General features: G+C 60.2%; 22 protein-coding genes and 2 pseudogenes. 11 read left to right on the top strand and 13 right to left on the bottom strand.

All coding sequences use genetic code 11. The features are described 5' to 3' along the window. Window positions 1-137: 137 nt before the first annotated feature. Together IB264_RS31430 and IB264_RS31435 are read right to left on the bottom strand one after the other, a co-directional pair. Window positions 138-920, bottom strand: coding sequence for an SDR family oxidoreductase (locus IB264_RS31430; protein WP_192434969.1), 783 nt, complete (start codon window positions 918-920; stop codon window positions 138-140). After that, window positions 917-1,243 (bottom strand): nuclear transport factor 2 family protein, encoded by a 327-nt coding sequence (locus IB264_RS31435; protein ID WP_192434971.1) that lies wholly within the window; start codon window positions 1,241-1,243, stop codon window positions 917-919. The genes IB264_RS31430 and IB264_RS31435 overlap by 4 nt, the downstream gene beginning before the upstream one ends. A gap of 97 nt (window positions 1,244-1,340) precedes the next feature. On the opposite strand from IB264_RS31435, the gene IB264_RS31440 reads away from it, so the two are divergent. Together IB264_RS31440 and IB264_RS35695 are read left to right on the top strand one after the other, a co-directional pair. Next, on the top strand, window positions 1,341-1,712 hold the full coding sequence (locus tag IB264_RS31440) for a helix-turn-helix domain-containing protein (protein WP_084815497.1): 372 nt from the start codon (window positions 1,341-1,343) through the stop codon (window positions 1,710-1,712). A gap of 6 nt (window positions 1,713-1,718) precedes the next feature. Next, the gene (locus IB264_RS35695) at window positions 1,719-1,937 is read left to right on the top strand and encodes a DUF898 family protein (protein WP_025430960.1); all 219 of its coding nucleotides are present in this window, start codon (window positions 1,719-1,721) and stop codon (window positions 1,935-1,937) included. Between the two features lie 32 nt (window positions 1,938-1,969). On the opposite strand, the pseudogene IB264_RS31450 reads toward IB264_RS35695, so the two are convergent. Then, window positions 1,970-2,047 (bottom strand): annotated as a pseudogene (locus IB264_RS31450) (transposase); the annotation flags it as partial. Window positions 2,048-2,240: 193 nt separating this feature from the next. On the opposite strand from IB264_RS31450, the gene IB264_RS31455 reads away from it, so the two are divergent. Then, a complete protein-coding gene (locus tag IB264_RS31455) occupies window positions 2,241-2,510 on the top strand; it encodes a hypothetical protein (RefSeq protein ID WP_128090546.1) in 270 nt (89 codons plus the stop codon). A 123-nt stretch (window positions 2,511-2,633) separates the two neighbouring features. Here the strand turns inward: IB264_RS31455 and IB264_RS31460 are convergent, their stop codons facing one another. Continuing rightward, on the bottom strand, window positions 2,634-2,837 hold the full coding sequence (locus tag IB264_RS31460; RefSeq protein WP_025430958.1) for a hypothetical protein: 204 nt from the start codon (window positions 2,835-2,837) through the stop codon (window positions 2,634-2,636). 490 nt (window positions 2,838-3,327) lie between these two features. Between IB264_RS31460 and IB264_RS31465 the strand changes: the two are divergent. After that, a pseudogene (locus IB264_RS31465) lies at window positions 3,328-3,579 on the top strand (SDR family oxidoreductase); the annotation flags it as partial. A 57-nt stretch (window positions 3,580-3,636) separates the two neighbouring features. Here IB264_RS31465 and IB264_RS31470 read toward each other — a convergent pair. Then, window positions 3,637-4,548, bottom strand: a complete 912-nt coding sequence (locus IB264_RS31470; protein WP_192434973.1) for a LysR substrate-binding domain-containing protein — start codon at window positions 4,546-4,548, stop codon at window positions 3,637-3,639. A gap of 143 nt (window positions 4,549-4,691) precedes the next feature. Between IB264_RS31470 and IB264_RS31475 the strand changes: the two genes are divergently transcribed. Then, window positions 4,692-5,798, top strand: a complete 1,107-nt coding sequence (locus tag IB264_RS31475) for an aldo/keto reductase (RefSeq protein WP_084815496.1) — start codon at window positions 4,692-4,694, stop codon at window positions 5,796-5,798. A 930-nt stretch (window positions 5,799-6,728) separates the two neighbouring features. Here IB264_RS31475 and IB264_RS31480 read toward each other — a convergent pair. Both IB264_RS31480 and IB264_RS31485 read right to left on the bottom strand, forming a co-directional pair. After that, on the bottom strand, window positions 6,729-7,526 hold the full coding sequence (locus IB264_RS31480) for a lytic transglycosylase domain-containing protein (RefSeq protein WP_025430952.1): 798 nt from the start codon (window positions 7,524-7,526) through the stop codon (window positions 6,729-6,731). Window positions 7,527-8,013: 487 nt separating this feature from the next. Then, window positions 8,014-8,268: a hypothetical protein gene (locus tag IB264_RS31485; RefSeq protein WP_084815495.1), complete on the bottom strand. Its 255-nt coding sequence runs from the start codon at window positions 8,266-8,268 to the stop codon at window positions 8,014-8,016. A 71-nt stretch (window positions 8,269-8,339) separates the two neighbouring features. Between IB264_RS31485 and IB264_RS31490 the strand changes: the two genes are divergently transcribed. The 6 genes from IB264_RS31490 to IB264_RS31515 all read left to right on the top strand — a co-directional run bounded on the left by IB264_RS31490 (window position 8,340) and on the right by IB264_RS31515 (window position 14,251). After that, entirely contained in the window at window positions 8,340-9,008 is a 669-nt protein-coding gene (locus IB264_RS31490; protein WP_025430950.1) for a GntR family transcriptional regulator, read from the top strand. Window positions 9,009-9,218: 210 nt separating this feature from the next. Next, window positions 9,219-10,223 carry a biotin synthase BioB gene (gene bioB / locus IB264_RS31495; RefSeq protein WP_210335694.1) on the top strand — a complete coding sequence of 335 codons (1,005 nt, stop codon included), beginning with the start codon at window positions 9,219-9,221 and terminating at the stop codon, window positions 10,221-10,223. Continuing rightward, window positions 10,220-11,365 carry an 8-amino-7-oxononanoate synthase gene (locus IB264_RS31500; protein WP_192434975.1) on the top strand — a complete coding sequence of 382 codons (1,146 nt, stop codon included), beginning with the start codon at window positions 10,220-10,222 and terminating at the stop codon, window positions 11,363-11,365. The genes bioB and IB264_RS31500 overlap by 4 nt, the downstream gene beginning before the upstream one ends. Then, window positions 11,362-12,000 (top strand): dethiobiotin synthase, encoded by a 639-nt coding sequence (gene bioD / locus IB264_RS31505; protein WP_025430947.1) that lies wholly within the window; start codon window positions 11,362-11,364, stop codon window positions 11,998-12,000. The genes IB264_RS31500 and bioD overlap by 4 nt, the downstream gene beginning before the upstream one ends. Further along, window positions 11,997-13,265 (top strand): adenosylmethionine--8-amino-7-oxononanoate transaminase, encoded by a 1,269-nt coding sequence (locus IB264_RS31510; protein WP_192434977.1) that lies wholly within the window; start codon window positions 11,997-11,999, stop codon window positions 13,263-13,265. Before bioD ends, IB264_RS31510 begins: the two co-directional genes overlap by 4 nt. Beyond that, window positions 13,262-14,251: a beta-ketoacyl-ACP synthase III gene (locus IB264_RS31515; RefSeq protein WP_192434979.1), complete on the top strand. Its 990-nt coding sequence runs from the start codon at window positions 13,262-13,264 to the stop codon at window positions 14,249-14,251. The genes IB264_RS31510 and IB264_RS31515 overlap by 4 nt, the downstream gene beginning before the upstream one ends. A 326-nt stretch (window positions 14,252-14,577) precedes the next feature. On the opposite strand, the gene IB264_RS31520 is transcribed toward IB264_RS31515, so the two are convergent. The 6 genes from IB264_RS31520 to IB264_RS31545 all read right to left on the bottom strand — a co-directional run bounded on the left by IB264_RS31520 (window position 14,578) and on the right by IB264_RS31545 (window position 20,438). Next, complete coding sequence (locus IB264_RS31520; RefSeq protein WP_025430944.1) at window positions 14,578-14,781, bottom strand: cold-shock protein; 204 nt, start codon at window positions 14,779-14,781, stop codon at window positions 14,578-14,580. Window positions 14,782-15,382: 601 nt separating this feature from the next. After that, window positions 15,383-16,129 (bottom strand): ThuA domain-containing protein, encoded by a 747-nt coding sequence (locus IB264_RS31525; RefSeq protein ID WP_192434981.1) that lies wholly within the window; start codon window positions 16,127-16,129, stop codon window positions 15,383-15,385. Between the two features lie 17 nt (window positions 16,130-16,146). After that, entirely contained in the window at window positions 16,147-17,229 is a 1,083-nt protein-coding gene (locus tag IB264_RS31530) for an ABC transporter ATP-binding protein (protein ID WP_025430942.1), read from the bottom strand. Between the two features lie 33 nt (window positions 17,230-17,262). Then, window positions 17,263-18,174, bottom strand: coding sequence for a carbohydrate ABC transporter permease (locus IB264_RS31535; protein ID WP_025430941.1), 912 nt, complete (start codon window positions 18,172-18,174; stop codon window positions 17,263-17,265). 1 nt (window position 18,175) lies between these two features. Further along, window positions 18,176-19,066 carry a carbohydrate ABC transporter permease gene (locus IB264_RS31540; protein ID WP_084815487.1) on the bottom strand — a complete coding sequence of 297 codons (891 nt, stop codon included), beginning with the start codon at window positions 19,064-19,066 and terminating at the stop codon, window positions 18,176-18,178. 79 nt (window positions 19,067-19,145) lie between these two features. Continuing rightward, window positions 19,146-20,438: an ABC transporter substrate-binding protein gene (locus IB264_RS31545; RefSeq protein WP_192435050.1), complete on the bottom strand. Its 1,293-nt coding sequence runs from the start codon at window positions 20,436-20,438 to the stop codon at window positions 19,146-19,148. Window positions 20,439-20,522: the final 84 nt, after the last annotated feature.

Genomic DNA, 20,522 nt, shown 5'->3' on the forward strand with positions numbered 1-20,522 from the left:
GTGCTTTCAGTCCGAGTACTGTTCTCGCCGGCCTCGTTCGAGGAAGAGACGCATGGTGTGCAGGTTGGTTAGTTTCACGTTGGTCCGACGTCTTCGGTTCTCGACGAAGGAAATCGCGGCCGGTGCTCTCTTCAGCCTCAAGCGGTGGGAACGGTCCCGCCGTCGATGACATATTCGGTGCCGGTTATTGCCGCGGCACGCGGGGACGCCACGAAGGTAATCAGATCGGCCACCTCGTCGGGTTTCGCCGGCCGTCCGAGCGGAATTCCGCCGAGAGAATTCATGATGATCTTCTTGCCGCCTTCATAATCGGTGCCGGCATCCCTCGCGAGCCGTTCTGCGAGGGCTACGGCGGCGTCGGTCTCGATCCAGCCCGGCGACACGCGAACCACCCTGATCCCCTTGGGGGTCACTTCCTTCGACAGGCTCTTGCTGTATGTCGATAGCGCGGCCTTCGCTGCTGCGTAGGCCGTTGTCGATTCCGGCAGAGGCAGTTCATGTTGGATCGAAGTCACATGGATAATGACGCCTGAACCTTGGGCGATCATCGACGGTAGCAGCGCGCGGTCGAGCCGGACCGCAGGCATGAGATTGTGATCGATCTCCTTCTGCCATTCCTCATCGGTCAATGCTGCGAAGCCGCCCGCTGGCGCGCTCGATCCTCCAAGCACATCGACGATGATGTCGATGCCGCCGAACTCGCGCAGCACCTCCTCGGCGACTTTCGCGCAACCCTGCCCAGTCATGAGGTCGGCGGCGACGTAATGGATTTTCTCTGATCCTTTCTTGGGCACGGTCCTGGCAGTCGTCGCGACTCTCACGCCTGCGGCCACCAACGCCTGAACGACCGCCGCACCCACACCCTTGGTGCCGCCCGTCACCAGGGCTCGCTTTCCATCAAGACCGAGTTCGAAGCTCATAGGGCGATCTCCAGGCGAGCGATTTCGTTTCCTGCGAGAGTGAAAGCGTAACGAAGATCCACCGGGCTTCCCGGAAAGTTTCCAGTCAGATGCGCGGTGACGATGATCCTGTCGTCATGGTCGTCAATGGCCACAGGTTCGCTGTCATAGTCGTATTTTGCCGACGCCTCGGTCTTCCAGCGCGCGATCGCCTCGCGTCCCCGGTGCGTTTGCTTCTCGTCGATGACCACGGCATCGGCGGTGAAGCAATTGGCGACCGCCGTCCCATCCGTCGCATCCGCGGCGAAGTAGTCGGCTATGGGCTTGGGTAGTGAAAGGGGCATGATCGATCTCCGAGCAGAGCTTGTTCGGCTATCGAAAATGGCTTAACCTCCCAAAAATGCAAGAACGTACGAAAAAGTAAGGTACTTACAAGAAAGTATGTCTTATCAATATACGCGAGAAACGGCAGCCGAAGGCGTCGAGAACGCGCTCAAGCTCCTCGAGGGGCGCTGGAAACTCGTGATCCTGTTTCACCTCTTTGGTGGGCATGTTCTGCGCTTCTCCGATCTCGAACGCGCAATCCCGGGAATTTCCCAGAAAATGCTGATCCAGCAGCTTCGCCAAATGGAGAAGGACGGGATCGTGCGCCGCATCGTCCACCATCAGGTGCCCCCGAAAGTCGAATATGGCCTGACGGACTGGGGCCAGGCCCTGTGTCCAGCTTTGGACGCGCTGCTCACATGGGCTGCCCAGCGGGAGAGTGCGGACGGCGCCGATCAGGAGGGCATAAAACGGGGTGGTAAGAAATGAGCTTCATTGAAGGCGAGGACAGAGGACAGGTCGCCTTATTGCACGATCTTAAGCATCGGGCTGTTGAGGCCTTGGGCCGCCATAGGGATGGCCCAATATATCTGGGAGCGAACTGGGGTCGTGATTGCAGGGACTGTTGGGACACTAATGGGTGAAGTCGAGGAACAGGCATCTGCGGTCGGGGCAGAGTTCATTGAGCTCGAAGGCTTTGATTTTGGTTTTTAGGATCCAAGTAAAGGTGCCGCCTCGTTCACCGGCAACCACGATTTTCTGCCGAGAGCAAAGCCGCGCAGTGCGCGTTCAGCCGCATTGTTGGTGACACAAATCAGCCCATCAGTTCCCCAAGCACCGCCGTTTCCTCGAGGAAAGCCGGGTCCTTCTTGCCGCAGGCGAAGTCAGGATCGCGGCTGGGTCGCCGCGCAGCACCGGCCTGGTCGGCGTGGGTGTCACCAGTTTACTTTTTTCTCAAGCCGCACGATGGAATCCGAGCGCCTCTTAGACCTCGGCCCAAACGCTGATAGGGCCTTCGTGACCAAACTTCACGCCGGGCAGTTTGCGCGGGACGATACCCTTAAGCACGCACCAATCGCCATAATGTTTATTGCTCAAGGCCCCAGTGTCGATTTCGTCGTGGGCCGCATCTATTCGGCGGTTGTGCAGAAGACGTTCGATCAGATGGCGAAAAATGACAACAATGGCGCTTCGCTGCCGTCCGACAAATGGATCACCGACGTGTCGCTTTTGAAGCCTATCGCGGAGACCAAGTACCGAGCCGCAAATTGCGATCTGATCAAATAGTCAGCTCTGTCTTAGCAAGCATACGACGGCGAGGTTCAAGTTTTGCGAGTTCCGCCCGTCGCAGAAATGCGAAAGCGCGCTTGTTTGCGCCAAGCGCGCTCAAAGCGGGCGATCGATGGCTCATCAGATTGTCCTCATCATCTCCCAAATCTGGGCCGGGTCTCTGTGGCCGGTTTGGTGAAGCTCGATAATCCTCTTGGCGAGCTCCTCGGCTTCCTTGCTGCCGATCGATAGGTTGCGCTCCTCCAGCGCCTTGTGGAGCACGCCTTCAAGCATCGCCAATTCGTCAGGATGAATGGCAAAATCGAAACTGCTGAAGTGATGCATGGCTGATCTCCTCTCCCAGGGGTAAATCTGCCGGTCGAGGCAGTCTACGCGCTTTTGAAGAGAGCATCGAGCGGCAAACTTTCACGAGCCGATTGGATTAAGAATGTGATCGGGTCGTTCTCGGTAAGCCTCCCTTGCTGCCGATGGGAATCTTGGCCATGAGTTTGGCCGCACGCGATGACGCGTCGGCGGCTGGCGGTGTCGGACAGGTGGTGGCTAGCTCACGATTTCCGGCGCATGGGTTCTTCCGCGTGCCGCAGTTGTTTCTGAGTCAAGGCGTCCATCTTTCGGCGCAGGTAGCGATCGATGCGCTTCGCGTTCCGGATTTAAGCGGCCTACAGCACAGGCGTTGACATCAAGATCGGGTTTGGGTCGCCTGGAGCAAGAGGATCCAACGGCCGCCCAGCGGCGATAATAGCGTCGACATCAAAGAACATGAGATGAGAATCATCCGGGTCGCGGCCGCTCAGACTGCCGAAGGCCCGAGCAATGCGCCTATAACGCGAGCAAGCGCGCGCTCGCCGGCACCGTCCAGACGGCAGCGCTCGAATATTCCGACCGGGGCATACGCGTGAACGCGATCTTCCCTGCTGCGACCGACACGGAGTTGATCCGGCGGCAGGCGAGCATGATGGACGCGCCCGATCCCGTCTGGCATGCCGGCGTCGGGGTATGGGTCAACGGCAATGTCCATGGCTTCAAGCGCGCCGCTGTCCCCGACGAGAACGCCACAGCCATATGAACAGATCGCTGCATTCACTGATGGCGGCATGACCGCGATCCTGTGATGATGAACAACCTAATGAGCAGCGCGACTGCGGCCGATACCGCGGGCTGTCTCTATGAATGCTCGGAGCTTCGGTGCAAGTTCGGCCCGGCGCGGATAATAGAGGAAGAGACCAGCTTCCTCTATCGCATAATCGGTCAGGACCTGAACTAGCCTGCCTGCCGCGATGTCAACCTGCACGAGCGGCTCGAATACGTAAGCCAAACCAACACCGGCCAGCGCCAGTTCGATCGCTGAATGGGACTCGGTCACGATCGACTGGCCACGCACCGCGACCGAGACATCGCGGCCGTTCTCGGCGAACTCCCACTGATAGATGCCGCCCGAGCGCATGAGCCGGTAGCCGATGCAGTTGTGATCCGAAAGGTCAGTGAGCTTCTTCGGGTATCCACGGCGACCGATGTAGGCCGGCGATGCGACCACGACGGATCGAAAGGGCGGTGTCAGCCGGACCGCCACCATGTTCTGTGCAATCATCTCGCCAATGCGTATTCCGGCATCGAAGCCCTCGGAAACAATGTCGGTCAGCCTTTCATCGGAGAATATCTCGATTTCGACTTCGGGATACCGCCCGGCCATAGCAGTGATGATCGGCGTCACAGCGAGGGGCAGGCAGATGCGGGCAGCGTTGATTCTCAAGAGTCCACTTGCCCGCCCATTGACGGCACGGATGCGGTCGATCCGCTCGTCAATGTCCCGAAGGGCCGGTATCAAGACGTCAACAAGGTTCTGGCCCGCCTCGGTGAGCGCGACGCTTCGCGTGGTGCGGGCAAAGAGCGGCTGCCCCAAACGTTCCTCGACAAGTCTCACCGCGTGGCTGACTGCTGACGCGCTCATGCCGAGTTCCCTAGCTGCCGCAGCAAATCCACCACGCCTCGCTACGGTGGCCACTACTGACAAATGAGGCAGCAAATCGCGATTCATTCATGAATCATATCGCATGATGTATGCAGATTAAACAGTCTAGTTGCCCCCGTCGCCGACGGCTATTCCATGAAAGGTCAAATGGAGGTGCCGGCCGCCCCGGCCAAGCTGGCCCTCTCTCCGCACGGCTTTTGGAGAAAACGATGAACATGACCTATCACACACTCGGAAAGAGCGGCTTGAAAGTCACCCGGCTCGCCCTGGGTACTATGACCTTTGGCACGGAATGGGGCTGGGGGGCGGATAAGGAGACTGCCCGTTCCATGTTCGACGCTTATGTCGACGCCGGTGGCAACTTCTTCGACACGGCGGATGCCTATACTGGTGGAACGGCGGAAAGTTGGCTAGGAGAATTCATAGCAGAGCGCGGCTTGCGCGAGGACGCGGTGATCGCCAGCAAATTCAGTATGAATCTTGAGGCCAGCAGCCCAAATGCTGCTGGTAACGGACGCAAGAACATATTGCGTGCCGTTGAAGGCTCTCTGAAACGGCTCAACACGGATTTTATCGACCTCTACTTCCTGCACTGCTGGGACCGTTTGACACCACCAGAGGAGGTAATGCGGACGCTGGACGACCTCGTCCGTTCAGGCAAGGTGCGCCATTTCGGCCTATCGGATGTGCCGGCATGGTATGCAAGCCGTGCGCAGGCGATAGCTGAGCATCGCGGCTACGAGCCGATATCGGCGCTTCAGCTGGAATACTCGCTGGCAGAGCGCAACATAGAAAACGAGTTTGTGCCCTTGGGTACACGCTATGGTGCCGGGATCATGGTGTGGAGTCCGCTGGCCAGCGGACTGCTGAGCGGTAAATATCGTCCGGGCGAAAGAGGGCAGGCTGTCGGCCGACTCGAGACGGTGCGGGGGAGTAGCAATCCCGGCTTCCAGAAATTCACCGAGCGCAACTGGGCGATCGTTGTTGAGCTTGAAAAGGTATCAGTCGAACTCGGGCGCAGCATGGCACAAATAGCGTTGAACTGGGTAATAACGCAGCCGGGCGTGGCCTCCGTTATCCTCGGTGCAACGAAGCTGGAGCAGATCACGGACAATATGGGCGCGCTGGACTTCGTCATTCCGGCTGAGGTGCGAGAACGTCTGAACACGGTAAGCACACCGCCAGCAACATTTCCCTATTCATTCTTCGGCGCGGAGATCCAGGGGAGCCTGACCGGTGGAAAGACGCTGGGAGACAAGCCCAGCGGCTATTATCCCGACTTGGAAATGTCTGGAAGGTTTGCCGGGGTGAAATAGACTCTGGACCTACTAAGCCTCTTGCGGGAGTGGTGATTGATTGATTCAAAAGGCGACGTAAGGAAGCGTTGCCACAAGCGATCCGATTACTCGTCGATACCGTCTCATTTGTTGACCGGAAGATATGCGGAGAAGCTTGGACAGCATGATTTTCACGGAGCCTCGCGATCCCAGATAGGCGCTTCAGCGCCGACAAGCGCGATTGGAAGAAGGAAACCGAGCGGGTTGTTCCACCTCGCCGTTCCAGCCATGCAAGCAAACTTGCCCGCACATCCGCCGTGATTTCGAACCGAACCGGACGGCCGGTCTTTTGCTGGACGACCATGCCTCGGGTTCGAATTTCCGTTCCTGTCACGAGGCTTCCGATTTTCATGTTTACGAGATCGCACCCACGCAGCTTGCTGTCGATTGCGAGGTCAAACAACGCGCGATCTCTCATGCGTCCCTCCCGGTCGAGGAAGAATCGGATCGCCCAGATCCCGCGTTGTTTCAGCGGCTTCTTGACGCCGACCGTTCGGCCAGCGTTCCAAACCGGACGGCCCAGTGCGGTAGGATCGTATTGTGCAATACCCATTTCAGTTCTCCTTCGGCCAACATTGGCCGTTAGGAGAACGCAGGAGCGCAGGGATCGAGGGGGCCGATGGCCGACCGTTCGCTGCCAGGACGCCCAACACGAAAAGCGGACATCAGAGCTCTTGCCGCCGAGGACTGGGATTGGTCACGCCTGAAATCGCCGCCGAACTTCAAGGTCGTCGCGCGACAGGTGATGCAGAATGTCTTGAAGAGCGCGAAGGCTGCCTCTAGAGGCGCGATCACTGACGTTCCAGTGAGTGGCCGAAAGCAGCATGCGCTCCTCACGACGTGTGGGCTGGAACCAGCAATCTGAGCCGTCGCACGGCGGCTTTTTTAGCTGGATGCCGGCCTAACTGTCTAACTACCGTCGATCGCCTCGCCGATGCGGGCAATTGCCTGCTGATAGACACTCGCGGAGTTCCAGCCAGCGATGGCGCCCATGTTGCCTTGATAGCCCCCGCCGGCCCGCCAACCGTGCGCCCTGAGGAAGTTGGCCGTTGACATCAGGGCAGTACTCGTGTCGCGCATGTTCCTGCTGCCGACGCCGTACTTCAAGACATTCCCGGGCAGGAACCCGGTTTGGCCGATCTCGCCGTGCATGGCGCCGACCGAGCGGGCGCTCAGCACGCCGCTGTCGACCAGCTTGAGCGCCGCGATCGCATGCGGCGCGAAGAATTGTGGACGGCGGCAATCGTAGGCGAGCGTGACGATTGCCGACACAGTGTTCTGGTTACCCATGGAGGCGCCGAAGCCGGTCTCCATACCCCAGATGGCGAGCAACACCCCGGCGGGCACGCCGTACTTACGCTCGATGTTGCCGAAGAGTGCTGCGTTCGCCGTCTTGAGCGATTGGCCCTTGGAAATAATCGCGGACCCACCACGTCGTCTCATAAAGTCGTCGACCGAGCCGCTGAAAGCCTTGTTGACGGAGCGGTCGGCCCGGATGGTCCCTACGGCGTATTTCGCTCCGAGAAGCGCTGCAAGACCCTTCCCCCTGATGCCGGCGGCCTTTGCCGTCTCCGCAAACTCCACTTTCCACTGTTGAAACCCGGCAGCGCTTTTGCCGCATGAGGCCGCCTCAGCAACGCACGTGAGAAGGCAGAAGGCGAGGGCGCCCGCCGCAGCGATCAACTGTTCCTTAGCAAAGAACGCCATGTCGCTCTCCTAGTCGGCCTGATCCATCAAGCATCCGGCCGCATGGCGTCACTCCTTCCCTTGCGGAAGCCCAAATGGTTGCTCGCGCGCTTGAGAAATTTGACCAAATTAATAATAGCGATTGTGCGAAATAAAGCCAGCCATGGCGATTTGGACAAACACAGTGGAAAGCTACTCAAAAACACTGAGGTTCTTGGCTCAGGCGCCGTTCTTGTCAGACGACGGTATAGACCGAGCCGCGGAGGCAATTCGCAAGTCAGATGGTTTCCAATAGCGGACCCAAACGCAATCTGTACGTTGGGCCGACCTCGACATATCGAGCGAAGCGCGATTTCGCGAAAGCGAGTGAACCGAGTGGTGAGGCAGGCGAGGGACGGGCGGTAGAATCTGCTTATCCCAGCCTTTTCCAGGGCCGAACGGATGTCCGCGATGGTGCCAGGCTTAAGTTCCACGCAAGCTCGGAGACGCTAGAGCATGGGGCGCACAACTATGTCATTCTTCGAACGGCCCAGAGCGACCGGCCCGCATGAGCGATTCCGGACACGAGCCGCAGGCGAGGATCATCCTTGAGCCGCTCAGCCTCAACCGCATCAAGAGTCAGGGCGATCTGATCGGTTTCGTTTGCGTTCGGCGTAATCCACCAGCGCCGACCCTCGCAGCAAAGCCCGGCTTCCGGATGCTCCTGGAGGTACTCAATCGCATATTCGGCGTTCACTTTTCGCGGTCGCGCGTCCTCGGGCATTTGTTTTTTCCTCCATTTCACATTCCTTGAACTGGCTCGACAACAAGGCTGCCGCAAATTATCTATAAAAAATGACCGCGATCAATGACGATACAGTTGCCAGCCGCATCAGCCGCATTCTTGCCGACCGGATCGTGACCGGCCAATTGGAGCCAGGCACGAAACTCCGGCAGGACCATATCGCTGAGGAATTTGGGGCGAGCCACGTGCCCGTGCGCGAGGCCTTCCGCAGGTTGGAAGCGCAGGGTCTCGCCATTAGCGAACCGCGTCGTGGGGTGCGTGTCGCTTCATTCGATCTCAAGGAGCTTCGAGAGGTCGCACAAATGCGCGCCGCGCTCGAAGTTCTGGCGCTGCGTCATGCGGCTCCGCACCTGACGCCCGCGATCCTCGATCTAGCTGAAGAGGCGACGGTCGCCGCGGACAATTCCCGGGATGTGCGCTCCTGGGAGGGGGCGAACCGGCGCTTTCACCGGCTGCTACTGACGCCGTGCGGTATGCCACGTCTGCTTGCCGTGATCGACGATTTGCATGCTGTCAGCGCCCGCTTCCTGTTCGCGACCTGGCGGTCGGAATGGGAGGTACGGACGGACCATGACCACCGAGCAATTCTCACCTTCCTTCGGCAGGGCGAGATCGAAAACGCAGCCGTAGTCCTGGAGCGCCATGTCCAGTGGACAGGCCAGAAACCGGTCAAGAACGTCTCCGGCTCCACGCGGGATGCCTTTGCCATCGTCGGCTGACGGCCGGCGCTTGGTACGCGGTTTTTAAGGCTTTTTGGGCTCCGGTTGAACGACCGCGACGGCCACACAACCTCTTCCTGAACTCGCCATGGTTGAATTCTCCTGCCGTCTCGCCGTTTAGTCGGTTGCGACTCCGTGCTCAACAAAGAATTATAGATAAAATTAGATTCTATCGATAATTCCGGCGTAAACAACGAGGGCAACTAGGTTATGCTGAATGCAGGCGGACCAAACGAGCAAATTTCGGCCAATTCCGCGACCCAAGAGGACGGTTCAAAATCTGCTAAAGCGAGAAAAATCTATAATCTTCCTTTCAATGACCTTCTCTTTCGCGCGCACTCGGTCCATCGCGCGCATTTCGATCCAAATTCCGTGCAAATGAGCCGTCTGCTGTCGATCAAGACCGGCGGATGCGCGGAGGATTGCGGCTATTGCAACCAATCGTCGCACTACCCGACCGGGCTCAAGGCCTCGAAATTGATGGAAGTCGAAAGGGTCATCGCCGAGGCCAGCAAGGCGAAGGAGGGTGGCGCGACGCGCTATTGCATGGGCGCTGCCTGGCGCAGCCCGAAGGATCGCGACATGGAGGCGATCGTCGCGATGGTGCGCGGCGTCAAAGCGCTTGGCATGGAGACCTGCATGACGCTCGGCATGCTGTCGCCCGCGCAGACGGCGTCACTCGCCGATGCTGGCCTCGACTACTACAATCACAATGTCGATACGTCCGAACGCTTCTACAGCGAGATCATCACCACCCGAACCTTTGCCGATCGTCTCGAAACGCTCACTAATGTGCGCGAGGCAGGCATCAAGGTCTGCGCCGGCGGCATATTGGGGATGGGTGAGACAGCAAACGATCGCATCTCCATGCTGGTGACGCTCGCCAATCTTCCGTCGCCACCCGAAAGCGTGCCGATCAACATGCTCATTCCGATTCCTGGGTCGAAATTGGCCGACGCGGCCCCGGTCGATCCGATCGACTTCGTCCGCACGATCGCGCTCGCCCGCATCCTGATGCCGCGGTCTCTTGTGCGTCTGTCGGCTGGCCGGACCGAGATGACCGACGAAATGCAGGCACTCTGTTTCTTCGCAGGCGCCAATTCGATCTTCGTCGGCGAGACACTTTTGACCGCCGGCAACCCCGGTGAGGATCACGATGCGGCGCTTTTCCGCCGGCTTGGATTGAAACCGATGGAACTGGAGCCGGCCGAATGAACCCGGAGGCCCTCGGCCGCTACGACAGCATGCTGGCGGGGCTCGAGCGCAAGGGGCGGCGGCGGCGGCTCGTGCCCCAGGCCGGCGTCGATTTCACCTCAAACGACTATCTGGCGCTTGCCAATTCGCCGCGCCTGAAGGCTGCCGTTGCTGCCGCGATTGACTGCGGTGTGCCAGTCGGGGCCGGCGGATCGCGGCTGCTGCGCGGCAACCATGTGGAGCACGAGGCGCTGGAGGCCGAAGCGGCCGAATTCTTCCGGACAGAGCGGGTGCTCTATTTCGGCAGCGGCTATGCCGCCAATGCCGCGCTGTTTTCCACCTTGCCGCGGCGCGACGACATCATCATTCACGACGCGTTGATCCATGCGAGCGCCCACGAGGGCATTGCGGCGAGCAAGGCGCAGGCGGTGGCCGTCACCCACAACGACGTCGATGCCTTCGCGAACGCACTGCGGCACTGGCGCAGTGCCGGCGGAACGGGGCATCCGTGGATAGCGGTCGAAAGCCTCTATTCGATGGACGGCGACCGGGCGCCGCTCGTGGAACTCGCCGAACTCGCGGACCGCCATGACGGTTTTCTCGTGATCGATGAGGCGCACGCAACCGGTGTTTTCGGTCGCGGCGGCCGCGGTTTCTCGGCGGAGCTTGAGGGCCGGGAGAACGTCGTCGTGCTGCATACCTGCGGCAAGGCGCTCGGATCTTCCGGCGCCCTGCTCGGCGCGAACGGAGTGCTTTGCGACTATCTCGTCAACCGTGCGCGCCGCTTCATCTACTCGACTGCGCCGTCGCCGCTTATGGCCGTCGCCGTTCGTGAGGCACTGAGAATGCTGGCGGACGAACCGCAGCGCCGGGCGGATTTCGCAGAGCTGCGCGCCTTTGCCAATGAGGCGCTTGCCGCAACGCTCGGTGTTGCGGGGAGTGGATCGCAGATCTTGCCGGTGATGATCGGCGACAATGGTCGTGCGGTCAGGATCGCGGCGCGCATGCGCGCGGAAGGTTTTGATATTCGTGCGATCCGGCCACCGAGCGTTCCCGAAGGTACGGCGCGCCTGCGGCTTGCCATTACTCTGAACGTCGACAGGCCGACGATTTTGTCGATGCTTGAGCGGCTCAAGATCGCGATCGCGGAGGAGCAGTCATGACGCCCCGCTTCGTGGTTACCGGCACAGATACCGGTATCGGCAAAACCGTGTTTGCCACAGCACTCACCGATGCGCTTGCAGGCTGCTACTGGAAGCCGGTGCAATCCGGCCTCGACGGCGAAACGGACAGCGAAACGGTGCGGCGCCTCGGCCGAATTCCGACTGACCGCATCTTGCCGGAGGGCTACAGGCTGACGACGCCCGTCTCGCCGCATCTGTCGGCGAGGATCGACGGCGTCCCGATTTCGCCGGACAACCTTTCGCCGCCTGCGGTGGATCTCCCGCTCGTCATCGAAGGGGCGGGCGGCCTGCTGGTGCCGCTGACGGAACGGACGGTGTTTGCCGATCTCTTCGCGCGCTGGCAGTTTCCTGTCATCCTGTGCGCCCGTACCGGGCTTGGGACGATCAATCACACGCTGCTGTCGCTCGAAGCGCTTCGTCACCGCGCGATCCCGATCCTTGGTGTCGCCTTCGTCGGCGACGCACAGGCTGACACCGAGAACATCATTGTCGAGTTGGGACAGGTCCGCTCGCTCGGCCGGTTGCCGCGGCTCGATCCGCTGACGCCCGACGGTCTGAGGCAGGCGTTCTGCGACCGTTTCGATATCAATTGTTTTCGTGAGGCGCTGGCATGAAACGCTCCCCGGTCTGGCACCCCTTCACCCAGCACGCGCTGGAGCCGGCGATGAAGCGCATCGCAAAGACGGACGGTGCCTATCTCATCGATGAGGACGGTTCGCGGATCATCGACGCAATTTCGTCCTGGTGGGTCATCACCCACGGGCACCGGCACCCAGCGATCATGGAGGCAATCCGCGGCGCCTCGGAAACCTATGATCAGGTCATCTTTGCCGAATATACCCATGAGCCGGCGGAGGAACTTGCGAAGGGCCTGATCGAAATCGCGCCGTCTGGGCTTGAGCATGTGTTCTACTCCGACAGCGGTTCGACCGCAGTGGAGGTCGCGCTGAAAATGGCGCTTGGCTATTTCCACAATGCCGCAGCGCCACGCGGCCGCATCTGCGTCATGGAACACGGGTACCACGGCGACACGATCGGCACGATGTCGGCTGGAGAGCGTGGCGTCTTCAACGCAGCCTATCGGCCGCTTCTCTTTGCCGTCGACCGGCTACCATTTCCGCAAGCCGGCCGCGAACAGGAGACACTCGACGCGTTCGAGGCGTGCTGCGTCTCCGGTCACGTGGCGGCGTTGCTGATCGAGCCGCTGGTTCTCGGCGCCGGCGGAATGAAAATGTACCCGGCTGGTGTTCTCGCCGAACTGAAGCGGATCGCCGAACGCCATGGCAGCCTGCTGATCGCCGACGAGGTGATGACCGGATGGGGGCGGGCGGGCACCCTCTTTGCCTGCGAGCAGGCGGGAATAGTACCTGATATCCTCTGCACGTCGAAAGGATTGACCGGTGGCGCACTGCCGCTGGCAGCGACCCTTTGCACGGCTGAAATCTTCAACGCCCATCTTTCTACGGACCGCCGCAAGACGTTCTTCCATTCGAGCTCCTATACGGCTAACCCGATCGCCTGCGCGGCGGCGGTCGCCAACCTGGCGATCTGGAAGACGGAGCCGGTGCGCGAGCGTACTGGCGCGCTTTCGGAGAAACACCGGCAACGATTGGCACGCTTTGCCGCCGATCCCCGGTTCCGCAATGTCCGCCAGGCGGGCACCATCGCCGCGCTCGATCTCGATGTGCCGGCGGGCGGCTATCTGTCGGATGCCGGTCCAAGGCTGAGGGCCTTCTTCCGCGAGCGTAAACTGCTGATCCGCCCGCTCGGCAATGTCATTTATCTGATGCCGCCCTATTGCGTGACGGATGGCGATCTCGATCGGGCATACGACGCGATCGATGAGGCGGCATCGGTCTTTGCGGCGGGGAAACTATGATCGCCATCCGCTCCTCCCGACTTGCCGGTTTCGGCCATGCCGTGCCGACGCGGCGCGTCGAAAATGCCGAGATTGAAATGAAACTCGGGCTGGAACCGGGTTGGATCGCGCGCCGGACGGGCATTCGGGCGCGACACTGGGTCGAGGAGGGGGATACGCTGACAGGTCTTGCAGCGCAAGCGGGCGAGGCTGCCCTCGATGATGCGGCCGTAGCTCGGGGCGACATAGCCCTGACCTTGCTCGCGACCTCGACGCCGGATCACTTGCTGCCACCTTCGGCGCCACTGCTAGCGTATCGGCTCGGGCTCCGCAATTCCGGCGCACTCGACCTTGCCGGTGCCTGCTCGGGCTTCCTTTACGCACTGACGCTCGCCGATGGCTTTGTTCGTGCGCAGGGAAAACCGGTGCTCGTCGTCGCCGCCAATATCCTCAGTCGCCGCATCAACCCGGCGGAAAGGGCGAGTGCCGTGCTCTTTGCTGATGCGGCCGGCGCGATCGTACTTGCGCCCTCTGATGACCCCGAAAAAGGCATCCTCGGGGTCGATCTCGCCTCCGACGGTAGCTGCTACGATCTGATCTCGATCGCGGCCGGCGGCAGCAACCGACCCTTCGCGCCGGGCATGGCGACGGAAGATTTCCTGATGACGATGCGCGACGGGCGCGAGATGTTTACGCAGGCAGTCGCGATGATGACATCTTGCGGCAGCCGGGCGCTCGCGCAAGCCGGCCTTGGGGCCGTGGATGTCGGCCGCTTTGTGCCACATCAAGCGAACGCGCGTATTTTCGATGCCGTCTGCGACAATCTGGGCATCGACCCGCAGAGAACAGTGCGAACGATCGACGACTATGGGAACTCTTCCGCCGCGACCATCGCGCTTTCCCTGTCGATTGCGCATCAGGAAAAACCGTTCACTTCGGGAGAAAGGCTGCTGTTGACCGCAGCCGGAGCAGGGCTGACGGGCGGAGCGATCGTTCTCGGTCTTTGAGACCGGCGCATATGACACGCGAGATGGCGACACGATGGTAAAAATGTCGGCGCTGCAATTCGGCTTCCCGCAATCTTAGTGCATGGGCTGACCAGGCGTGGGGCCTGGTCCTCCTCTCACGTTAGATCGTTCGAGCAGACGAACGTTGGTCTATGAAAGCGGCAACTAATGTTGTGGCGAGGGGAAATGAGAAAGCTAGTCGCACCGACTACGCCTCGTCGTCACCCTGAAATGCTGGACTTCCTTTTTTCACAGAGGTGGTCTTAAATCGTTTCTCCACGGATCGTTCTCGGCCCGCCTAACAGGAACGGGCCGAGTAATCCAACTTAGAGAACGCTGACGTTCTCGGCTTTGGACTTTCCGGTCTTGCGGTCCTGCCCTAACTCGTAGCTGACCTTCTGGCCATCCTGGAGCGAGCCACCGAAGCCGACGGCCGAGATATGAACGAACACATCAGGACCGCCATTGTCCGGAGTGATGAAACCAAAACCTTTGTCTTGGGCGAAGAATTTTACCGTGCCAGTTGCCATAGTGTCCTCCTTGACTGCTTAGCGCAGTCCGACGCTTTAGCGATCATTGCTGAGCACGGCAAGGTTGCTGCACCGGTGGAAGTGAGCCTCGCTGTGACTGCGCATAGGCGGGGCGACGCCCTCCTTGCCGCAATCACGCCGTTCCGACGGGCGCGCCATACGACAAGTTTCCACACTCTTTCCTGATTTTCTTTGGCGAAGTGGGAAGATCAGGATTGGGGCGAAGGGAGCCGTTCTTCACGAGCCCCCCGTGCACGGCCTGTTGCGAGGATGTTCACGGCATGACGACCCTGACCACGAAAATACGCTTGCAACAGTAGTCTTCCGGATAGGGTACCCAATTGATCAGGTGGAGCGTTTATGATCACACCGGCGACGCCCCATGCTTCTTGATGGACGGAACACTGCGTCACGACAAAAGCCGTACGGGGTGATCCGGTATGCCGCCAGTTGCCACTGCGAAATCACACAGGCAAAAGGCCAAACATTCGGTGAGTACCCGTTCGGGATCGCCGCCGCTATGGGTTCAATCGGCGATGGAGACTTGATCGACTTGGGGGCCGGAGCGGGAGAAGTTGCCCCAGCCCCCTCTCGGGAGGACTCAAGCTTTGGGAGCGGTCTTTTCGTGCAGCGGCTCTTTGCGGTGCCAGTTCTCCAATATCCGGCCACTGGTGTGCTTCTGGTCAGCCCAGCGGACGCCATTGGCGATGACCTTGTGAACATGCGGGTTGTGGTAGACCGGATAGGTCTCGTGGCCTGGGCTGAAGTAGAAGATGCGGCCGCGACCGCGCTGGAAGGTGCATCCGCTGCGGAAGACCTCGCCGCCGGAATACCAGGATATGAAGATCAACTCGTCAGGTGTCGGAATATCGAAAGGTTCTCCATACATCTCGGAGGCCTCAACCTCGAAATACGGCGGCAAGCCTTCGGCGATCGGATGAGACGGATTGATGACCCACACTCGTTCGAGATCGCCTTCAGGAAGCTCCCGCCACGAAAGGTTGGCGTTCGTTCCCATCAGCCTGCGAAAGAGCTTCGAGTGATGGCCCGAGTGAAGGATCAACAGACCCATGCCCATAAGGACGCGCTGTTGAATGCGGTCGATCAGGCCGTCGCTGACTTCTTCGTGGGCGACGTGCCCCCACCAGAGCAAAACGTCGGTGTCATTCAGTAGCCTGTCCGGCAGGCCTTCTTCGGGGTCGTCCAGCGTAGTGCGACGGATTTCGAAGTCCGGATGGGCTATACCCTTGGCGATAGCACCGTCCATGCGGTCGGGGTAAATTTGCTGGACGACTTCGTCGGTTTGTTCGTGGCGTCCTTCGTTCCAGATGGTGACCTTGATCGTCATTTCAGTCCTCGTTGTCATTAAACATTGGCCAAGCGGACGGCTTGTCCAGATTGATCGAATAGACGGCAGGCGCTCGGGTCCGCTGTCAGCGATACGCGGTCGCCGGGCCGAATGGACATGTCCCCTTCGGCGCGCACGATCAGCGGCAGATCGGGCGGGCCGACCGTCAGATAGGTTTCGACACCGAGCCGCTCGACGATGGCAACCTCAAGCGAGAACCGCCCTTGGCCTTCTGGCGCGATCTTGAGATGCTCGGGCCTGATGCCCATTCGCACATCTCCCTGGGGTGCGCTCATGCCCGCGTCCGGCAGATCCAGCGTCAGGCCGAGCGGGCTTTCCAGATGAACAGTTCCACTTGCCCCACGCGTAGCTTTCGTCGGGATGATGTTCATCTTCGGCGAGCCGATGAAGGTTGCGACGAATTCGTTGTCGGGCTGGTGGTAGAGGGACATCGGTGCACCCTGTTGGGCGACGACGCCCTTGTTCAGGACGACGATCCGGTCCGCCATGGTCATGGCCTCTACCTGGTCGTGGGTGACGTAGACCGCCGTGGCCTTGAGTTCCCGATGCAGCCGCTGCAGTTCGGCGCGCATCTGAACACGCAGCGCGGAATCGAGGTTGGAGAGCGGTTCGTCGAACAGGATCAGCGACGGCTTCTTGATGATCGCCCGACCGATGGCCACGCGTTGACGCTGACCGCCAGACAGGGCGGCCGGCCGACGATCGAGATAGTCCGTGAGCTGGAGGATTTCGGCCACGTCTCCAACCTGCTTGCGGATTACGGCATCCGGCACTTTTTTCAGGCTCAGCGAGAAACCGATATTCTCGGCCACCGTCATGTGGGGATAGAGCGCGTAGGATTGGAAGACCATCGCAATTCCGCGCTTGTCCGGCGGCACGTCATTGATGCGCTGGCCATTCAGGATCAGGTCGCCGTCGTCGATCCCTTCCAGCCCTGCAATCATGCGCAAGAGCGTCGACTTACCACATCCGGACGGGCCGACGAAAACAGCGAACTCGCCATCCTCGACAGTGATATCCACCCCTTTGATGACTTCCAGTGCACCATAGTATTTGCGTACGTTTCTCAGTGTGATCATTTTCGAACTCTCACTTTGCCTGTCCCTGACGCGTCAGCCCTTGACGCCGCCGGCGAAGGTCTGGACGAGGAATTTCCGGGCGAAACCGAAGGCGACGACGGCAGGCAGCAGGTAGATGAAGGCCAGCGCGGCCAGCAATCCGTAGTCCACCTGGTTGATGCGCATGAAGGCGCGGAACAGGCCGAGCGGCAAAGGTTGCAGCTCTGGCGAAGACAGGAAGATCAGCGGCATCAAGAAGTCACCCCAGGCTGACATGAAGGAGAACAGTCCTGCGGCCGCCAGACCCGGCAAGGCGAGCGGGATCAGCACCCTGCGGATGCGTTGGGTCATTGTCGCACCGTCCATGAGAGCAGCCTCCTCGTAGTCACGCGGAAGGCCGTCAAAGAAAGTCTTCATGATCCAAAGTGCGAGCGGCAACTGCATGGTGGCGAGCACGAGGATCAGCCCGAGATAGCCGTCAATGAACCCGATCCACTGCATGATGTCGCGCGTGTAGCTTCCAAAGATCGGTCGGAGCAAAGCCCGCTCGCCGTTGTTCAAGGCGAGCAGCACCTTGTAGAGTGGGACCACCAAAGCCGTGGGTGGCAGAACACGGATGAGCAGGATCGCATAGAGGAACGGTAGCTTCCACCAGGCGCGAGTCCGTGAAAGCGCGTAGCCCCCGAGCCCCGCGAGAACCATCACCAGGATGGTCGCGGAGCCCACGATGAACAGCGAGTTGAAGAGCCAGCGGGCACCATCTTCTTGGACGAAGACCTTGGTGTAGTTGCTGACCGTCCATTCCTTCGGCCATTGGAGAAACAGCTGCGCGTTTCCGTCGAAAGATGCGAGCAGAACCCAGAAGAACGGCACGACGCAAAAGATCGAGATGATCGACAGCGATGCGTAGGCGAGCAGGTCTGACCGGACCTTGTTTGCGCTCTCGGATGGAGAAACGGCAGCCATGTCAGACCTCTACCTTCACGGATTTCACATAGGCCACGCCGATCACCACGGAAATGAGGAGCACGACCACCGCCACCGCAGCGCCGTAGCCAAGCTGGAAGGCAGTGAACGACTGGTTGTAGATGTAGATGCTGACGAGTTCGGTCGCGCCGCCGGGGCCACCACGGGTCAGGGCGTAGACCAGGCCGAACACGGCGATGGTAGAGACAGCGGAAATCAGCATGTAGAGCATGATTGTCGGCATCATCAGCGGCAACGTGATCCGCCGGAACATCTGGGAAGGCGTCGCGCCGTCCATGCGCGCGGCCTCGTAAATCTCGTTGGGTATCGTGCTGAGGCCTGCAGTGAGCAGGATCATGGCAGTGGCGATGCCGCGCCAGGTGTTGACGATAATGATCATGGCGAGCGGGAACGTGTTCAGCCAGTCCGACGGTTCAATCCCAAGGAACATGACGATACGGCTGAGAGTGGAGCGCTCCCCTCCCGCCAGCATGGAAATCCACATGAAGCCTGCGACCACTTCCGGAGCCGCGTTCGGCAAGAGGATCATTGACGAGAACGTCTTGTGGAACTGCACGGGCCTGCGTAGCGCGATCGCGGAGACAAGACCAAGAACGAACTGGCCGATGATCGCCGAGCCGAGGACGAACAGGAACGTGACAAGGAGGGAGTTCCAGAACTTCGCGTCATTGAAGAGGCGCACGTAGTTGCGGAAGCCGACGAACCGCGGGTTCATCGCGCCGGGACCCGTCAGTGCCTCGTTGGTGAAGCTCAGATACACCGAATAGAGCGCCGGATAGATCACGAATGCCAGCAGCAGCAGGATCGACGGCAAAAGGATGATGAGCAGCTGCCTCTTGAGGCGCTTCTCGTGCATGCTCATGGCAGCCATGGAGATAATCCGTTTCCATTGGGAACTGGAGACGCGAGCGATGTCGCGCCTCCAATATGGGCAGAACGGGGGAGGCTGGTTACTTCACCATTTCCTCACCGAGAGTTTCCTTGACGTAGTCGACCAGGATTTTCTGCGCGCCAGCGGCATCGGTCTCCTTGCGAAGCAAGGCATCCGTGGCCCGCGCTACCCCTTCGGAGACGGCCGAGAAGCCCGGCGCGGTCTTGATGAACGTGCCATTTTCAACCCCGGCGTGCACAGGAACGAGTGCCGAGAGCTTCTTGAACTCCGGGTCATCGCCGGCGTCTCGGCGGCCGGGGATGTTGCCGATCCGAGCGGCATAGGCGACATCGGCCTTGACCGAGCCGATTTCCAGAAGGACCTTCTTGGCCATCTCGACGTCCGACGCCTGTGAGTTCACGGCCCAGGCACTGTCGATGTCGACGATGACGTGCTCGCCGCCGTCCTTGCCCGGCATCAACCAGGTGCCGACCGCATTGGCGACGTCGGGGATCGGGTTTTTGCTCTCCGGACCCCAGTCGTAGATATAGCACCATGAACCGCAGGTCGTGGCCGCGAGCTTGCCAGCCGGGAACATCTCGTACTTGGGAACGACCCACGGCTCGGGTCCGAGGAGCGGCTGGACGGGTGTCAGGTCGTTGTTGACGAGTTCGGCATAGAAGCCCATGACGTCCTTGATGCCTTCGCTTGTGAGATTGAGTGTGCCGTCGTCGGTGGCAATTTCCGGGGTCGAACTGCCGACCACCAGATACTGGAAGCCTTCGCCGAACGCGCCGCCGCCCCAAGTGAGACCCGCCGGAAACAAAAGACCATATGCGCCGGTCTTCGCCTTGATCTCCTTGGCGCGATCGAGCAGTTCCTGCCAGGTCTTCGGCTGCTCGGTCGAGATGCCTGCCTTATCCAGGATGTCGCGGCGGAAATAGAGCTGCTGGACATTGAGCATGGCAGGCAGGACGTGGATTTGACCATCCTTGTCGGTGACCAGCTTCTTGGAGACATCAAACAGGGCGTCAAAGCCGTCCCAAGCCTTCACTTCGTCTGTAATAGGGGCGATGTAGCCTGCGGCGGCCATGTCGGCGACATCCTGGCCGCGGGGCGCGGTGAACAGATCAGGAGCGTTCCCGGCACCGAGCTCAGTCAACAGCTTGGTCATGTAGTCTTTTTCAGGGGCTGGATACTCGACGATCTCTATCTCGACATCGAGCTTCTTCTCGATTTCCGGTACGACGGTCTTCAGCGCGTCAATGCGCGCCTGCCGATGTTCGGCGATGCGGATCGTTTCGCCAAGCGATGTGGTGGCCGACATGGCAAGCGCGGCAACGCTGATGCCCGCCAAGAGAAATTTTCTCAGCATGTGCTCCTCCCTAGAGTCTCCTAAACGACCTCCTCGATCGTTGATGAAAAATGTACACGGTTCCGCATCATAATCAAGCCC

It is taken from the genome of Ensifer sp. ENS11 (genome assembly GCF_014851895.1).
GTDB lineage: Bacteria > Pseudomonadota > Alphaproteobacteria > Rhizobiales > Rhizobiaceae > Ensifer > Ensifer canadensis.

What these genes read in the sequence shown, in the direction of transcription:
- IB264_RS31490 (WP_025430950.1), top strand. Translation starts at nt 8,340, where the DNA reads ATGACCGCGATCAATGACGATACAGTTGCCAGCCGCATCAGCCGCATT.
- IB264_RS31435 (WP_192434971.1), bottom strand. Translation starts at nt 1,243, where the DNA reads ATGCCCCTTTCACTACCCAAGCCCATAGCCGACTACTTCGCCGCGGAT.
- IB264_RS31540 (WP_084815487.1), bottom strand. Translation starts at nt 19,066, where the DNA reads ATGGCTGCCATGAGCATGCACGAGAAGCGCCTCAAGAGGCAGCTGCTC.
- IB264_RS31430 (WP_192434969.1), bottom strand. Translation starts at nt 920, where the DNA reads ATGAGCTTCGAACTCGGTCTTGATGGAAAGCGAGCCCTGGTGACGGGC.
- IB264_RS31460 (WP_025430958.1), bottom strand. Translation starts at nt 2,837, where the DNA reads ATGCATCACTTCAGCAGTTTCGATTTTGCCATTCATCCTGACGAATTG.
- IB264_RS31470 (WP_192434973.1), bottom strand. Translation starts at nt 4,548, where the DNA reads ATGAATCGCGATTTGCTGCCTCATTTGTCAGTAGTGGCCACCGTAGCG.
- IB264_RS31515 (WP_192434979.1), top strand. Translation starts at nt 13,262, where the DNA reads ATGATCGCCATCCGCTCCTCCCGACTTGCCGGTTTCGGCCATGCCGTG.
- bioD (WP_025430947.1), top strand. Translation starts at nt 11,362, where the DNA reads ATGACGCCCCGCTTCGTGGTTACCGGCACAGATACCGGTATCGGCAAA.
- IB264_RS31520 (WP_025430944.1), bottom strand. Translation starts at nt 14,781, where the DNA reads ATGGCAACTGGCACGGTAAAATTCTTCGCCCAAGACAAAGGTTTTGGT.
- bioB (WP_210335694.1), top strand. Translation starts at nt 9,219, where the DNA reads ATGCTGAATGCAGGCGGACCAAACGAGCAAATTTCGGCCAATTCCGCG.
- IB264_RS31510 (WP_192434977.1), top strand. Translation starts at nt 11,997, where the DNA reads ATGAAACGCTCCCCGGTCTGGCACCCCTTCACCCAGCACGCGCTGGAG.
- IB264_RS31500 (WP_192434975.1), top strand. Translation starts at nt 10,220, where the DNA reads ATGAACCCGGAGGCCCTCGGCCGCTACGACAGCATGCTGGCGGGGCTC.
- IB264_RS31525 (WP_192434981.1), bottom strand. Translation starts at nt 16,129, where the DNA reads ATGACGATCAAGGTCACCATCTGGAACGAAGGACGCCACGAACAAACC.
- IB264_RS31480 (WP_025430952.1), bottom strand. Translation starts at nt 7,526, where the DNA reads ATGGCGTTCTTTGCTAAGGAACAGTTGATCGCTGCGGCGGGCGCCCTC.
- IB264_RS31440 (WP_084815497.1), top strand. Translation starts at nt 1,341, where the DNA reads ATGTCTTATCAATATACGCGAGAAACGGCAGCCGAAGGCGTCGAGAAC.
- IB264_RS31535 (WP_025430941.1), bottom strand. Translation starts at nt 18,174, where the DNA reads ATGGCTGCCGTTTCTCCATCCGAGAGCGCAAACAAGGTCCGGTCAGAC.
- IB264_RS31485 (WP_084815495.1), bottom strand. Translation starts at nt 8,268, where the DNA reads ATGCCCGAGGACGCGCGACCGCGAAAAGTGAACGCCGAATATGCGATT.
- IB264_RS31475 (WP_084815496.1), top strand. Translation starts at nt 4,692, where the DNA reads ATGAACATGACCTATCACACACTCGGAAAGAGCGGCTTGAAAGTCACC.
- IB264_RS31530 (WP_025430942.1), bottom strand. Translation starts at nt 17,229, where the DNA reads ATGATCACACTGAGAAACGTACGCAAATACTATGGTGCACTGGAAGTC.